The sequence below is a fragment of the Schaedlerella sp. genome (assembly GCF_056796775.1).
This window is the reverse complement of record NZ_JBQIKP010000037.1, coordinates 20,264-34,735: the sequence shown is the minus strand read 5'-3', so window position 1 is coordinate 34,735 and position 14,472 is coordinate 20,264. Positions and strand designations below refer to the sequence as shown.

General features: G+C 50.9%; 13 protein-coding genes. 8 read left to right on the top strand and 5 right to left on the bottom strand.

Annotated features, from left to right (window positions below; translation table 11 throughout):
• The first annotated feature begins 1 nt into the window (after position 1).
• Positions 2–952, top strand: coding sequence for an RloB family protein (locus ACTOY7_RS15545; protein WP_300885230.1), 951 nt, complete (start codon positions 2–4; stop codon positions 950–952).
• A 179-nt stretch (positions 953–1,131) separates the two neighbouring features.
• Here ACTOY7_RS15545 and ACTOY7_RS15540 read toward each other — a convergent pair whose 3' ends face one another.
• On the bottom strand, positions 1,132–2,673 hold the full coding sequence (locus ACTOY7_RS15540; RefSeq protein WP_482671047.1) for a DUF5605 domain-containing protein: 1,542 nt from the start codon (positions 2,671–2,673) through the stop codon (positions 1,132–1,134).
• Between the two features lie 136 nt (positions 2,674–2,809).
• Complete coding sequence (locus ACTOY7_RS15535) at positions 2,810–4,816, bottom strand: right-handed parallel beta-helix repeat-containing protein (RefSeq protein WP_482671046.1); 2,007 nt, start codon at positions 4,814–4,816, stop codon at positions 2,810–2,812.
• 218 nt (positions 4,817–5,034) lie between these two features.
• Here ACTOY7_RS15535 and ACTOY7_RS15530 point away from each other — a divergent pair, with 218 nt between their 5' ends.
• Entirely contained in the window at positions 5,035–5,940 is a 906-nt protein-coding gene (locus tag ACTOY7_RS15530) for a helix-turn-helix domain-containing protein (RefSeq protein WP_482671045.1), read from the top strand.
• A 16-nt stretch (positions 5,941–5,956) separates the two neighbouring features.
• Here the strand turns inward: ACTOY7_RS15530 and ACTOY7_RS15525 are convergent, their stop codons facing one another.
• Positions 5,957–6,223, bottom strand: a complete 267-nt coding sequence (locus tag ACTOY7_RS15525) for a hypothetical protein (protein WP_482671044.1) — start codon at positions 6,221–6,223, stop codon at positions 5,957–5,959.
• Positions 6,224–6,400: 177 nt separating this feature from the next.
• Here ACTOY7_RS15525 and ACTOY7_RS15520 point away from each other — a divergent pair, with 177 nt between their 5' ends.
• The gene (locus tag ACTOY7_RS15520; RefSeq protein WP_300885225.1) at positions 6,401–6,664 is read left to right on the top strand and encodes a hypothetical protein; all 264 of its coding nucleotides are present in this window, start codon (positions 6,401–6,403) and stop codon (positions 6,662–6,664) included.
• Positions 6,658–6,933: an AbrB/MazE/SpoVT family DNA-binding domain-containing protein gene (locus ACTOY7_RS15515; protein WP_300885224.1), complete on the top strand. Its 276-nt coding sequence runs from the start codon at positions 6,658–6,660 to the stop codon at positions 6,931–6,933. The genes ACTOY7_RS15520 and ACTOY7_RS15515 overlap by 7 nt, the downstream gene beginning before the upstream one ends.
• A gap of 123 nt (positions 6,934–7,056) precedes the next feature.
• On the opposite strand, the gene ACTOY7_RS15510 is transcribed toward ACTOY7_RS15515, so the two are convergent.
• Together ACTOY7_RS15510 and ACTOY7_RS15505 are read right to left on the bottom strand one after the other, a co-directional pair.
• On the bottom strand, positions 7,057–8,187 hold the full coding sequence (locus ACTOY7_RS15510) for an AraC family transcriptional regulator (RefSeq protein WP_300825290.1): 1,131 nt from the start codon (positions 8,185–8,187) through the stop codon (positions 7,057–7,059).
• 87 nt (positions 8,188–8,274) lie between these two features.
• The gene (locus ACTOY7_RS15505) at positions 8,275–9,288 is read right to left on the bottom strand and encodes a LacI family DNA-binding transcriptional regulator (RefSeq protein WP_482671043.1); all 1,014 of its coding nucleotides are present in this window, start codon (positions 9,286–9,288) and stop codon (positions 8,275–8,277) included.
• Positions 9,289–9,604: 316 nt separating this feature from the next.
• On the opposite strand from ACTOY7_RS15505, the gene ACTOY7_RS15500 reads away from it, so the two are divergent.
• The 4 genes from ACTOY7_RS15500 (at position 9,605) to ACTOY7_RS15485 (ending at position 14,371) form a co-directional block, all read left to right on the top strand.
• Positions 9,605–11,017: an L-fucose/L-arabinose isomerase family protein gene (locus tag ACTOY7_RS15500; protein WP_394684647.1), complete on the top strand. Its 1,413-nt coding sequence runs from the start codon at positions 9,605–9,607 to the stop codon at positions 11,015–11,017.
• On the top strand, positions 11,014–11,847 hold the full coding sequence (locus tag ACTOY7_RS15495; RefSeq protein ID WP_004068960.1) for a transketolase: 834 nt from the start codon (positions 11,014–11,016) through the stop codon (positions 11,845–11,847). Before ACTOY7_RS15500 ends, ACTOY7_RS15495 begins: the two co-directional genes overlap by 4 nt.
• Entirely contained in the window at positions 11,840–12,769 is a 930-nt protein-coding gene (locus ACTOY7_RS15490; protein ID WP_004068958.1) for a transketolase family protein, read from the top strand. The genes ACTOY7_RS15495 and ACTOY7_RS15490 overlap by 8 nt, the downstream gene beginning before the upstream one ends.
• Positions 12,770–12,892: 123 nt before the next feature.
• Entirely contained in the window at positions 12,893–14,371 is a 1,479-nt protein-coding gene (locus tag ACTOY7_RS15485; protein ID WP_482671055.1) for an FGGY-family carbohydrate kinase, read from the top strand.
• Positions 14,372–14,472: the final 101 nt, after the last annotated feature.

Sequence of the window (14,472 nt, the reverse complement as noted above, 5' to 3'; positions counted from 1 at the left end):
GATGAGAGAGAAAAGAACATTTGCAGAGCGGACACAGGTATTCGCGTCGGATAAAACTCTAAGAAAGTATTTCCTCGTATACGAAGGTTCTGAAACAGAAGCGATCTATTTTGATGCAGTTAGTTCCCTGCGTGAAAAAATTGAGATAAACCCGTTGATTGAGATTATTCCAATTATTAGAAGCTATAGTGAAGACGGATGGAGTAATCCAAAAAAAATATTGGATCGGGTTATTGAAAACTTGGAAGAAAGCAGAACAAATCATATTTCTTATGAAACATTGCTGAACCGCATTATGGATTACTTTTATGAAATAAAAGTAATAACATCCAGTAGGATACAGGCAAGAAGCATTTGGAAAACAATGTGCAGGATTTGTGAAGAAAAATGTTTGAAAAAGCTTGATACATTTGTGGAAGATATAGAAAAGAGCTGCAATTTAATTTTAAAGGCATTACAGGAAGAATATGATCTACAGCATGTGATTGCAGATATTTCAAATATTATAAAAGAAGGCGGATTCACCTATGCAGAAGGATTTGACAGGATTTGCTTAATTATAGATCGCGACAGAGAAAGCTTTGTTTCTTCATCAAAAAATAATCAGTATCAGTATGTAATTGATAAGTGTGAAGAAATGGAATTTGGGTTATATGTTACAAACCCATGTTTTGAATTTTGGCTGTTGTTACATTTTGATGGAGTATTTGAACTGGATAGAGAAAAACTGTTGAAAAATCCAAAAGTGACAGCAAAAAGAAGGTATGTAGAACAAGAACTTCGAAGACTTTGGCCAGGGTATAAAAAGAGCTCTTATAAGGCAGAGAAATTATTGAAGGACATTGATAAGGCTATAAGTAATGAAAAGGAATTTTGTGAAGATGTTGCAGAGTTAGAAAATTGTGTAGGCAGCAATATAGGAAAGCTGATCACTGATATGCGAGCACAATGAAGGTGCCGTAAAAGAGAACTGGAATACTCGGTAGAGGATGCATCCTATGATGCCTTAAAATAAAACAAGCATAAAAGGTCTGCCGGGAAACCCCGCTGTTTCCCGGCCGCCACAGTTACAAATCAGGCAAGCGCATCTTTTGTACCTCTGCCGGCAAACGGCCACCTATGTGCTGGGGATCATTCCGCTACCGCAAGCACCGCCATATCCTCCCTGCCCGGCAGGGCAATGGTGACTTTGCCGTTGACATGCTCTTTTAGAGTCTCGCGGGTCATGTTCCAGGTATCGATCAGCTCCACACGGTAGGTATGGCTTTCGGGAAGCGTGACCGTATCCTCGGCGCAGGTCCTGGTGTCGTAGAAATACAGGTAACACTCTTCGCCGCAGTGCCCCTGGTACAGGTATTCGGCCGCGATAAAATCATGCAGGTCTTCCGCACTCATGCGGGAAACCGCTTTTACCACGTTGCGGAATATGGGCTCCGCATGGCTAAAGATCTCTTCCTGCTGCTGGGGCGGCATGGAGGCGACACGGGCAGCGCCTTCGATCTGGATTGGAAGCGCCTCCAGAGGTTCCGGAAGGCTTTCCAGAATTTCCTTTAAAAAACCGATCCGTTCCGGGCTTTCCCCTTTCAGGCGGCCGCCCTTTGCCCACCAAAGGATCTCATGCTCCGGGTCCAGGAAGGTCTCGCCGTGGGTACAGTAGGCGCCCACAGCGACCGCTCGCCAGAACCTCCGTGCCATTTCGTGGCCGGAGATGCTTCCCCAGAACATAGGCAGGTTGCCTTCATAACAGCATTCGTCCAGGATAACAGGCTTATGATACGTTTCCCGAAGCTTTGCAAGATTCCAGAACACCTTTGTCTGGATGGAGATGTGGGTAATGTTCTTTCGGGAAGCATCCCACATAGGGAAACAGTTATGGCAGGACAGAAGATGATGCCAGGGATCGTTTGCTGCCACAAATTCTTCGATTTCTTCCCAGTCCTCCAGACTTTTGCTGCTGATATCGTATTCGTTAGCAAGGCTCCACCAGATATTTGGAAATGCGGAAAGTCTTCGGATCACATAGTCCAGGTACACCAGATTGTCCTTTTGCGGGAGTGCGTCAAATCCCCACCGGTCGTAGGGGTGGAAGAGGATCAGGTCTGCTTCGATCCCCATCCTGTCGAGTTCCCGGATCCGATCTTCCAGCGCGTCCCAGAATGCGAGGCAGGGGGAATGGACATCCCAGTTTCCGTCCGCATCCTTTTCAAAAGCGTACCGCTGCGGTTCATTGTGATTGTAATCGTAGCTTTTTGGGAATACACAGAACCGGATTTTGTTAAAGGGCGCTTTGGAGAGGGAGTCCATGGTCTGGCCGATCAGCTCTTCCGTCTGGTGGACCAGGGCGTACACCGTGGTTCCGAAGGGGGAATAGGGGGTGCCGTCCTCATAGGCAAAGTGTTCTCCCCGCGCCTGAACCATGCCGTGGCGGCTGCTGTCCGCGGGCTCTACCAGAAAGGTTCCTTCCCCTTCGACACATCCAGAGACGCGGTACTGGAAGGTGCCCGCCTTTGGGGGGAGAAAACGGACTTTATAAATGCCGTTTCCGGCATAAAAGCCTTTGAGCGTTTGCTGAAAGCCCTCTCCGGTGATGACAGCGGTCACATCCACGTCTGCGCAGCTGCCCTGGGGTTCTGCGCCCCGCAGGGCAAATTCTGCGGTTTCAAATTGTTTCATGATCTTATCCTCCTATGTGATTGTAATGCATACCCGGAAACTCTGCCTGCTTTGCAGGGAAGATCCCGGGTGTGCAGGAACTTCCTCATCGGATATCTGATGTTTTACTAAATTTCTATAATAAATCAAGTGTTTATTACTGAATTAGTTCTAAATATCTTCTTATTTTGGCAAAGGGTCCCGCCAGCGGCACAATCTCCCGTTTTTCTCCAAAGTAATCATATGCAAACACAATCGGCGTCCCGTCAGGCTCTTCGAACTTCTGCTCCGGTTCAAATGCCTCCCCCAGTGTTTCCGTGCTGACAAAGGGAATCTCAAATTCCGGGAGATGCTCGTACAGGTTGGTTTCGAGACGGTATTTGCCGTTTTCCTTCTTCAGAGATACCGTGACGTGATGTTCCCTGTCAACCCGGTAATTTTCCTCGCAATCGCAGGGCTGCGCGCCGTTGAAGTACACATTCCCCCCTGTATACACCGGAAGATGGTCATAATAGATATCCTTTCCCCAGTGATCCACCGCAGATTCCGGCGTGAATCTGGAAAAATATTCCTCCGCCGTGGGATAGCCGTCATAAGGCATGGTGCCGCACACGAACTGATACATTGCGGCCATGCCGCTGTTTTCCGCATATGTGGTCAGATCCTGCCGGATCTCCTTCTGTACGAAGATGTTGTTGTAAAACCGGGCATCCCCGTGAAGGATGGTCATAAACCCGGCTACCTCCGTGCGGTGGGGCACATGGTAGGGCGTGTAGCGCGGTGTGGGAAGGCGGCGTCCCCCGTTGTCCGTCCCCTGTCCCACCCAGGTAAAGGAGCCGGTGATCAGGTTGTGGACAAACGCGATCCCCTGGGTGCTGATGCGGGCGGCGCAGTCGGAGAGCAGCAGGTTGTTGTCGATGAGAGTGGGGCCGTGGGACACTTCGATGAAAATGTCCTCCCCAAGGGCAAGTCCGTCCGCAATCTCTGTGCCCTTCGGCGGTACATTGTCGTGGAACAGATTCTGTGTAACACGGGTGCCCTGTGCCTGCCAGTCCAGCCAAAGCCCCCGTGTGCAGTGGTGGAAATGGTTGCGGCGAATGGTCACGTCAATGGCCGCATGCATTTTGATGCCCCCGATCTCGGCTCCGGCAAGGTTCTGCTTGTTGTTGATATGGTGGATATGGTTGTCCTCGATCACAGAGAACACGCCCCCCAGATGCCCCACGATTCCGGTCTGTCCGCAGTCATGGACATTGCAGCGGCGCACAATATGGGAGCCGATCCGTTCCTTCGTCCAGCCTTCCCTCTGAGCCTGGCAGATGGCGTCCCGCTCGGTCTGGGTGCCGTCCTTGTAAAGCCGGGTGGTCCATTTGTTTTCATTTTCCGGCTGCAGATATTTTCCCAGAGAAATGCCGGAGCACTTGGAATGGGAAATCTCGCAGTCCTCGATGATCCAGCCCTTTGACCAGTGAGGACCGACCATGCCCTCCTGATAGGCAGTGGGCGGAGCCCAGGTGGTGGCGGCCTGCTTTACAGCAAATCCGGACAGGGTGATGTATCCCACTCCGGTCTGATCCGGATAAAAGCAATTGCGGCGTACATTGATCTCCACATTCTCCGCATTGGGATCAGCGCCCTGGAAATTAGCATAGATCACGGTGTGATCTCCGTCCTGTTCCGTATACCATTTGTAAATCGTAAAATCCGGATCCCAGGAACTGAGATATTTGGAAGGATGGATCACGCCCTCCAGAGAGGCGGTTTCGTAGAGTGACTTTCCGTTCAGGTAGACCTCCCCGGTATGGGCCGGAGTGACCGCATTGTACCAGTCTCCGCAGATCACGGTTGTGTAGGGATTGTAGTTTCCGAACAGGCCGTTCGGAATCCGTGCCGTCCATACATTTCCTTCATATCGGGTCCAGTGCTTAACAGGCTCCGCACCGGTGATGACCGCCCCCAAAGGAATCTCGCTGCGGTATACGATCCGATGATTTTCGTCGGTGCCGCCGCGGAATGGATTCACATATTCGCGGTAGATTCCGGGAGCAACGATCACTTCATCTCCCGGGCGTGCGATTTTGGCAGCTTGGCTGATCGTGGGGAAAGGGTTTTCCTTTGTGCCGCTTCCTCGATGGGAAGCATTTGCAGATACATAATAAATCATAGATGACAACCTCCTGTCTTTGGTTTATAATATATCATGATACTGCAAGGAACGATTGTTTTAAATAAGGATACAGACAAAAAATATAAAGATTCTGCCAGAAAAGCTGTCAGACTTTAAAATCTACTTTATGGCGTTTTTTAAGGAAGGATCAGCTGGCAAAAGAGAGAAAGACTCTGCCACCAAAAACGCATACTGCAGAATCTGAGAGAGGAACAATGGAAGAGACGTCAAAATTCCAGATTGACAAAACAAAAAAAGAAAGGATCATCTACCAGAACCAGCTGCTGCACTATGGACTGTACATGCCGGAACCGGAAAAATGCTACTGGACGGACATTCCGTGGCACTGGCATGATGAGTTTGAATTTGGCTATATCGTGGGCGGCTCGATCCTGTATAAGACGAATCATCATGAGTACACCCTCCGCAGAGGAGACGGCATCTTTATCAATTCCGGTACGCTGCATTCACTGCATCGGCAGGAGGCGGCGGAAGAGATGGCGCTGTGTTCCCAGTTTTTTGACCGGTCTTTCCTGGCAGGCAGTTCCGGCAGCATATACGACCTGAAATACATGATGCCCGTGCAGGAACGAAAGCGATTGGATGCCAGGCCCCTGTATCAGGGAAATCCATCGGATGCGGTATTTTTGGAGAGACTGCAGGAGGGCATCCGGCTCAGTCAGGAAAAGGCACCTTTTTTCGAATTGCGTGTCAGAAGCCTTTTTTCCGAACTTTGGGAGACGGTGTATTCCTGGGCAATGGAAGGCAGAGAAGAAGACAGTGCATTTGATTCGGAAGAGGATGAAAGGATCAAGAAAATGCTTTCCAAGATCCGGGAGAATTACAGTGAAAAAATAACTGCGGCCATGCTGGCAGACGCGGTGCACATCAGCGAGCGGGAATGCTACCGTGTCTTTCGGAAAATACTGGGCATCACGCCCGGGGAATTTCTGGTCTCGATACGGCTGCAGAAGGCCCAGGAGCTTTTGTGGAACACAGACCAGAGTATCCTGGAGATCGCCCTGGAGACCGGGTTTGGGACCTGCAGCTATTTCTGTAAGATTTTCAAAGAAAATCATCATATCACGCCGAACCAGTACCGGCGGCTGAAAAGAAAATAAGAAACTGCCTCGGCGTTCATTTCCTCCGGGCCTGTACAATCCGCCTGGCCTTTTCGATATCGTCCTTATGGACATAGAAGATATATTCATACATCAGACCAGGATTTTCGCCAAAGCTTCCCGTACGGGCCCTGGAGCCTGCATCCGCAGGAGACGGGCTCTTTCGGTTGATCACCTTTACAGAATAGTCAATCCCGCTTTGCGCCAGTAAGCTGCGGATCTCGCTCTGCTCCTGCATGGAATAGGTGATATAGGCTTCTCTACGGTTGAAAAGGGTAATCATGGTTTTCCTCCTTATCTCTTTGCCACTTCATGCATCTTTTCATTCCAGTATAGACGGATTGGCAGAGTCTGTCAAATCCTTGCGAAGGGAGCCGGCGTTTTTATCCTGTTTGTCTTGTGATGGAACTCCGGATAAGATATAGTAAAAACAAAAACGGATAAAGTAAGGAGATTTCCCATGGCAAAACAAAAGAAGACCCCCGCAATTCAAATCCGAACCGGCGATGCCGAAATCATCTGCCGGGATTTTGAAGCGTTCTGCAAGTATCTCGTTGAACATAAGGCAAAGCTTTCTAAAACCACTGCGCATATCGGAAAAAAAGATTGCTTTGAACTGAACAGGCTTTTCCATCGAAAAGAAGAATATGAAAAAGCAACCCGGTTTCAGAAGCATTATCCTGTGATTCACTTTTTTTACTACGTTGCCTTAAAGATATGTTAGCGAATGCTTTTGTTGACAATGCAAAGGTCATGGCAAAAGGACAGGTTACAATTCCGAAAGATGTCCGTGAAGTGCTTGGCGTGGCAAGCGGAGACCGTATTTCTTTTATTGTGGAGGGTGGCACTGTCCGTATCGTTAATTCGGCTGTCTATGCCATGCAGATGCTCCAGGGGGAAATGGCAGGCGAAGCAGAGCGGGCCGGTCTCACATCTGACGATGATGTTATGGCGCTTGTAAAAGAATTGAGAAATGAGGATGAAAACGCATGAGGGTTCTGATTGATACGAACGTCCTCGTATGGCATGGCCGGAAACTGTAACAGCTTCCGACCCTGTCTTTTTACACCTGCCGCCTCCCAACGCATTTCTTACAGTGGATAAGTCCATCAGAAATCAATTCACCTGGGCCATGGGCTGGAACAGATCCTCCGCGCTCTGGTGCTTCTTTCGGTATTCCTGGGGCGACATCTGGTATTCCGAACGGAAGATCCGCGAAAAATGATCTGCCGAATTGTAGCCCACGCACTCTGCGATCTCGCTGATCTTCATTTTCGTATTGATCAAAAACGAGGTGGCATCGGCCATTCTGAGCTGCTTGATCAGCGCTGTAAAGCCGCAGCCGGTATTCTGCTTGATCAGCGTACTCAGATGGGGCTCACTGTAGTGGAAAAATTCTGCCAGCGACGCCAGCGTCAGCGTCTGGTAATTGTGCTGGATGTACTGTAGGATCAGAGAAAAATCCGTTCCAAGCTGGTAATTGTAGAACTGCACCGTTTTACTGTAATCCCGCAGCAAATGTGAAAAAAACAGGTGAATCCAGTTGATTGCGTTGCTGTTGCTGAACGTATCCTGTTTGTAGCACTCGGCCATGGCGTTTCGGACGATGATCTTCAGCCAGTGGATATCGTCGGAGTAAAACAGCAGGTAGTTGGAGTGGGCGTCCCCCTGCAGGATCGTGCGGAAAAAGTGGGAGAGCAGGTTTTTCTGCGACATCAGGGAGAAAAAAGTCGTGTTAAACGTACTCTTCCGGATCATGATCGTGAATACAACGGATTCGTCGTCATTGATGATCACGTCATGCTTAGAGGAGGGCGCAATGATACACAGCTCTCCGGCCTTTAAAACTCTCTGCTCATTTTCAAATGCCAGATCGCATTCCCCGGAGGCGACGAAGTTGATCTCAAAATAATTGTGCGTATGTTTGTACGGCCGAGTATAACGGGGATGCCGGATGATGTAGACGTCCCGTGCCAGAGGGATGATATCATGCTCCGGAACATCGGAGGAGACGGACTGGTATGGAGTCAGCGCAAGGACAAAGGAATTGACAGCCTTGTCAAATTCCTCATCCGTCAAATCTCCGAACATTTTATTCACGGGAAGCTCAGGGGGAGGAGTCTGGGACATCATCCCCTTGCGGAACAGATAGTCCGTCATCTCCGGAAACTGCATCCGGCTTCCCGTTCGTTTAAAGTAGTCTTGCAGGTGATACTGAAATTCACCGTAGGTTATATAGTATGGCATAATACCTCCCAGTTGTGTATAAGCAGAAAAAATGTGCTGCCAGTATATTTCCATTATAGCAGATGGCATCTCTTTTGCAAGGAAAAATCATTTTGCGGCTACAGAGCGCCGCCGAACCAGCTCCGTACCGAGCCGGATTTTTTCCATCGGCGCCCCCGGCTGCTCCAGCCGTGTCATGAGGCGGGAAACGGCCGCCTCCCCCATGGACTGCTTGGGCACCCGGATGGTGGTAAGGGACGGCTCAATGACGGTGCAGAAAGGGATATCGTCAAACCCGACCACCGCCACATCATCCGGAATCCGGTACCCCATCTTTTTAAAGGCTTTCATGGCGCCTAAGGCGATCCAGTCGTTGTCCGCAAAGTAGGCCGAAGCGGTGGGCGTCCCGGCCTTCAAAAGCTCCAGCATATCGCTGTAAGCGCCGTCCATGGACGGGGGCAGCCGGTGGACGATGGAGCTGGAGGTGGACAGGCCGTGGGTGCGGAGCGCCTTGTAAAAACCGTCCTGCCGTTCGTTAAAGTTGCTGATCGGATAGAAGGAATGCAGGTAACCGGGCTGGCAGCGGGTACGCTTGATCAGGTGGCTGACCGCCTGGAACGCCCCCAGGACATTGTCCATCAGTACACAGTCGCAGGCAACCCCTTCCATGGACGTATCCAAAAAGATCACCGGAAAAGGCAGATGGGAGAAATGGGTATAATCCTCCGGCGTCATCTCGGTTCCAAGCAGGATCATGCCCACACAGTCAGAGAACTGGATCTCCTCGATCTCCCGTTCCAGCTCCGAATCCTCATACAGATAAGTCACCTTCATCCGGAACTCCGCTTTTTTACAGCCGGAGGCAATCCCCTCCGAAACCTGGGAAAAGAACGGCGTGTCCCCCACCACGGCGCCGTGCTTTTTATAAATACAGAAATAGACCGTTCCGGAGGCCCTCTTTTTCTCCGAGATCCTTGTAAAATCATAGCCGTACTTTTCTGCGGCATCCAGCACCCGTTTGCGGGTCTCTGTGCTGACCCCGTGCCGGCCGTTTAAGGCAATGCTGACAGCGGCAGGCGATAAATTCAGTTTTGCTGCGAGTTCTTTTGCGGTAATCTTCATCTAAAATCTCCTTCATAATTCAGCGGCAGGTTTTCTTTGCTTTTGTTACGATTCACAGCCAGATAAAAACTGCCAATCCGCTTTTTACAAGCTGCGTTTGACGAATCTGACTGCCGTTTTTTATCCGACTGTGAATTGTAACGTGTTTTTACAATCAGTATGCATGATTTGCCTGAGAAATGCAATAGAAACACAAAAAGTTTAGAGATAATTTAGTTAAAAATACTAAATTATTGGATGCAATTTAGAAAATAATGGATTATGATTGCTTTAGATTCAAGAAGGCATTGGTTACATATTAACGGAGGAACAGAAAATGACAAGGATTAAAATCGGCTACGCACCAACAAGAAGAAGCATTTTCAGCGCGCCCGACGCGGTAAAATACCGGGGGCTGACGGCGCGGCGTCTGAAGGAACTGAACATTGATTTTGTGGACATTACGGATATCAACGAAGAGGGTCTGCTCTACGACGACGGGGACCGCATCAAAATTGCGGAAAAATTCAAGCGGGAAAACATCGACGGACTTTTCCTTCCCCACTGCAATTTCGGAACCGAATTTGAATGCGCCCGCCTTGCGAAGGACTTAAACGTACCGGTCCTTTTGTGGGGGCCTCTGGACGAGCGTCCGGAAGCGGACGGTACCAGGCTTCGGGATACCCAGTGCGGACTGTTCGCGACAGGAAAGGTACTGCGCAGGTTCAATATCCCCTTTACATACATGACCAACTGCCGCCTGGAAGACCCGGTATTTGAGCGGGGCCTGCGGGATTTCCTGGCAGTCTGCAATGTGGTGAAAACCTTCCGGAACATCCGCATTTTACAGATTTCCACAAGGCCCTATGAATTTTGGTCCACCATGTGCAACGAAGGAGAGCTTTTGGAGAAATTCAACATCCAGCTCACCCCCATTCCCATGCCGGAGCTGACCGATGAGATGAAGAAGGCAAAGGAGGAGGGCACGGAGGTAGCGGAAGTGATTCAGTACTGCCGGGACCACATGGAGATCTGTGTCAAGGACGAAGAACTGGAAAACGTAGCGGCCCTGAAGGTGGCAATGAAGCGCCTGGTAAACAAATACGGCTGCCAGGCAGCGGCCATCCAGTGCTGGAACCAGCTCCAGTCCGAGATCGGCATTATGCCCTGTGCGGCAAATGCGCTGATGAACGAGGAAGGGATTCCGGTAGTCTGCGAGACCGACATCCACGGAGCCGTCACCGCTCTGATCACCGAAGCTGCCAGCCTGGGAGAGAAGAGAAGCTTCTTTGCAGACTGGACCATCCGCCATCCGGATGCGGCAAACGGGGAACTGCTGCAGCACTGCGGTCCATGGCCCATTTCGGTGGCAAAGGAAACACCGAAGATCACCTATCCTTTGGCATTTGATCATCCCGGCAGCATCACCGCGGAGGCACAACACGGCAAGGTGAGCCTGGTGAGATTTGACGGAGACCACGGCGAGTATTCCCTGCTCCTTGGAAACGCGAAGGGAATCGAAGGTCCGAAGGGCATGGGCACCTACCTCTGGGTAGAGGTGGACAACATCAAGCGCCTGGAGGCGAAGATTGTGGAAGGCCCGTACATTCACCACTGCGTCGGCATTCATGAAAATGTAGTGCCGGTATTATACGAAGCATGTAAATATATCGGAGTCACGCCGGATCTGTACGATCCGATCGAGGAAGACGTAAAAGCATACCTGAGAGGGGAGGACGTTGTATTATGAGCAATCTGAAAGCATTGGCTTATGAAATGCGGGAACGCACCATTGATATTATCGTAGAAGGGAAAACCGGACACATCGGCGGCGACATGAGCGTCATGGAGATCCTGACAGAGCTGTATTTTGACCAGATGAATATCAGTCCGGAAAATATGGACGATCCAGACCGGGATAAATTTGTCATGAGTAAAGGCCATTCCATGGAAGCCTACTATGCGGTGCTGGCGGAAAAAGGATTTTTCCCGATTGAGGAAGTGATCGAAAAATTCAGCAAATTCGGCTCCAAATACATCGGCCATCCCAACAACAAGCTGCCGGGTATTGAGATGAACTCCGGTTCTCTGGGACACGGGCTGCCGGTCTGCGTGGGCATGGCGCTGGCGGCAAAGATGAACGGGCAGGGATACCGCACCTATACTGTGATGGGCGACGGGGAGCTGGCGGAAGGCTCCGTATGGGAAGGCGCAATGGCGGCAAGTCATTACAAGCTGGATAATCTGTGTGCGGTGGTAGACCGAAACCGCCTCCAGATCTCCGGAAATACTGAGGATGTGATGGCTCACGACGACCTTCACGAACGATTCCGGTCATTCGGCTGGCATGTCATTGACGTGGCGGACGGCAACGACATTTCCCAGCTTAAGGCGGCCTTCGAGGAAGCAAAAGAAACCAAAGGAAAACCTACGGTACTGATCGCCAACACGGTTAAGGGAAAAGGCTCCCCGGTGATGGAACATAAAGCAGGATGGCACCACAAGGTGCCGAATCAGGAGGAACTGGCGCAGATCAGAAAAGATCTGAAGGAGAGAAAGGAGGCGCTGCTCCATGAATAAGATAGCGAACAGACAGGTCATTTGTGACGTATTGGTTGAGGCGGCAAAAGAGGATAAGGATGTGGTGGCGCTCTGCAGCGATTCCAGAGGAAGCGCGTCCATGACGAAATTTGCGGACACCTATCCAGAGCAGTTCGTGGAAGTGGGGATTGCGGAGCAGAACCTGGTGAGCATTTCCGCAGGTCTGGCAAAATGCGGGAAAAAGCCTTACGCGTCCTCGCCGGCCAGCTTCTTAAGCACCAGAAGCTATGAGCAGTGCAAGGTGGATGTGGCTTACTCCAACACCAACGTAAAGCTGATCGGGATCAGCGGCGGCGTCAGCTACGGGGCTCTCGGCATGAGTCACCATTCCGCCCAGGATATCGCGGCTATGTGCTCCATTCCCAACATGCGGGTCTATATCCCCAGCGACCGCCTGCAGACAGAGCATTTATTCAAAGCATTGTTAAAGGATGAGAAGCCGGCGTACATCCGGGTCGGCAGAAATCCGGTGGAGGATGTCTACGAAGAAGGAAACGTGCCCTTTGAAATGGATCGGGCAACGGTTCTGAGAGAAGGTACAGATATTGCTATCATAGCCTGCGGGGAAATGGTAAAGCCTGCGGCGGATGCGGCAAAGCTTCTGGAAGAGAAGGGCATCCATGCCGCAGTCGTGGATATGTACTGTATCAAGCCTCTGGATAAAGCGGCCATCGTAAAGGCTGCGTCCGGGGCAAAGGCAGTGCTCACGGTGGAGGAGCATGCGCCCTTCGGAGGACTGGGCTCCATGGTCAGCCAGGTGGTGGGAAGCGAATGCCCGAGAAAAGTGGTCAACCTTGCCCTGCCCGACGCACCGGTGATCACCGGAACGTCAAAGGAGGTATTTGACCATTACGGACTGAATGCGGAAGGAATCGCAAAGAAAGCCATGGAATTGCTGTAAAGACGATCATAGATAGCCACATCAGAAGGATGCTGTCCGTAGATTCTGATGTGGCTTCAATCAAAATAGGAAGGGATGGCAGGAATCAGCATACTGGCATCCAGATGAAGGATGGGGTGAATGATGTCAGAACAATATATGATCAGCATTGATCAAAGTACCCAGGGAACAAAAGCATTATTATTCAATTCGGCTGGAAGCCTGATCTGGAGGGTGGATCAGGCCCATCGGCAGATCATCGATGAGAAGGGCTGGGTGTCCCACGACCCAATGGAAATTTACCAGAATATCATTGCGGTGACCGCCAGGCTGCTGGAGGAGACGCAGATCGACAGGGACAAGGTGGCCGGTGTGGGGATCAGCAACCAGCGGGAAACCTCCCTGGCATGGAACCGGATCACCGGGGAGCCTGTGGGGCTTGCGGTGGTGTGGCAGTGCGCCCGGGCCGCGGATCTCTGCGACCAGGTGGCAGCGGCGGGCCATGGGGAGAAAATCCGCCGAAAGACAGGCATGAACCTGTCCCCCTATTTTCCGGCATCCAAGATCGCCTGGATCTTAAGAAATGTGGAAGGCGCCAGGGAACTCTCAGACGCAGGTAAGCTTTGCCACGGAACCATCGACAGTTGGGTGATCTACAAGCTGACCGGCAAAGCCTCCTATAAAACCGATTTTTCCAATGCGTCCCGGACACAGCTTTTTAACATTTTTGACCTGAAATGGGATGAGGAAATCTGTGATATATTCGGAATCGATCCGAACAATCTTCCGGAAGTGTGCGACTCCAATTCTAACTTCGGAGAAACGGATTTTGACGGGCTGCTTCCGAATCCGGTTCCGATTCACGGCGTGCTGGGCGACTCCCACGGCGCGCTGTTCGGACAGGGCTGCCTGCAGCCGGGGATGATGAAATCCACCTACGGCACCGGATCGTCCATCATGATGAACATCGGTGAGAATCCTGTGTTAAGCACCCACGGGGTGGTCACGTCCCTGGCATGGAGCATGGACGGCAAAGTCAATTACGTGCTGGAAGGAAACTTAAATTATACAGGAGCTGTGATCACCTGGCTGAAAGACGACCTGAAAATGATTGACAGTCCCCAGGAAACACAGGCCCTGGCAGAGCAGGCGGCGTCAGACGATCCGCTGTATCTGGTTCCGGCATTTTCCGGATTGGGTGCGCCCTATTGGGACAGCCGGGCCACCGCCATGTTCACCGGAATGACCAGGACCACCGGCCGGGCGGAGATCGTAAGGGCCGGTCTGGAATGCATTGCCTACCAGATTCAGGATGTGATCGGGGCCATGAGCGAGGATTCCGGGGTGGAGGTCCATGAGCTGCGGGTGGACGGCGGGCCGACCAGAAATACATATCTCATGCAGTTTCAGAGCGACATCGCCGGAATCGACGTACAGGTGCCGGATTCCGATGAACTCTCCGGGATGGGGCCTGCCTATGCGGCCGGGCTGGCGCTTGGCATCTGGGATGAAACCATTTTTGAAAAGCTGGGCCGTACAAAATATACACCGAACATGCAGGAAAAATTGCGGAATAAAAAATATGAGGGATGGAAGCGTGCTGTAAAAAAAGTTCTGTCCTGAGCTGTGATGTAAAGTACTGTATCAAAATCGGTCCTGCTGGCTGCTTATAAAGGAATAGATGAAAATCTGTTTTGCAGATTGCTTATAAAGTAATGGATGAA

Coding starts and splice junctions, on each gene's coding strand:
- ACTOY7_RS15545 (WP_300885230.1), top strand. CDS start 2: ATGAGAGAGAAAAGAACATTTGCAGAGCGGACACAGGTATTCGCGTCG.
- ACTOY7_RS15540 (WP_482671047.1), bottom strand. CDS start 2,673: ATGAAACAATTTGAAACCGCAGAATTTGCCCTGCGGGGCGCAGAACCC.
- ACTOY7_RS15535 (WP_482671046.1), bottom strand. CDS start 4,816: ATGATTTATTATGTATCTGCAAATGCTTCCCATCGAGGAAGCGGCACA.
- ACTOY7_RS15530 (WP_482671045.1), top strand. CDS start 5,035: ATGGAAGAGACGTCAAAATTCCAGATTGACAAAACAAAAAAAGAAAGG.
- ACTOY7_RS15525 (WP_482671044.1), bottom strand. CDS start 6,223: ATGATTACCCTTTTCAACCGTAGAGAAGCCTATATCACCTATTCCATG.
- ACTOY7_RS15520 (WP_300885225.1), top strand. CDS start 6,401: ATGGCAAAACAAAAGAAGACCCCCGCAATTCAAATCCGAACCGGCGAT.
- ACTOY7_RS15515 (WP_300885224.1), top strand. CDS start 6,658: ATGTTAGCGAATGCTTTTGTTGACAATGCAAAGGTCATGGCAAAAGGA.
- ACTOY7_RS15510 (WP_300825290.1), bottom strand. CDS start 8,187: ATGCCATACTATATAACCTACGGTGAATTTCAGTATCACCTGCAAGAC.
- ACTOY7_RS15505 (WP_482671043.1), bottom strand. CDS start 9,288: ATGAAGATTACCGCAAAAGAACTCGCAGCAAAACTGAATTTATCGCCT.
- ACTOY7_RS15500 (WP_394684647.1), top strand. CDS start 9,605: ATGACAAGGATTAAAATCGGCTACGCACCAACAAGAAGAAGCATTTTC.
- ACTOY7_RS15495 (WP_004068960.1), top strand. CDS start 11,014: ATGAGCAATCTGAAAGCATTGGCTTATGAAATGCGGGAACGCACCATT.
- ACTOY7_RS15490 (WP_004068958.1), top strand. CDS start 11,840: ATGAATAAGATAGCGAACAGACAGGTCATTTGTGACGTATTGGTTGAG.
- ACTOY7_RS15485 (WP_482671055.1), top strand. CDS start 12,893: ATGTCAGAACAATATATGATCAGCATTGATCAAAGTACCCAGGGAACA.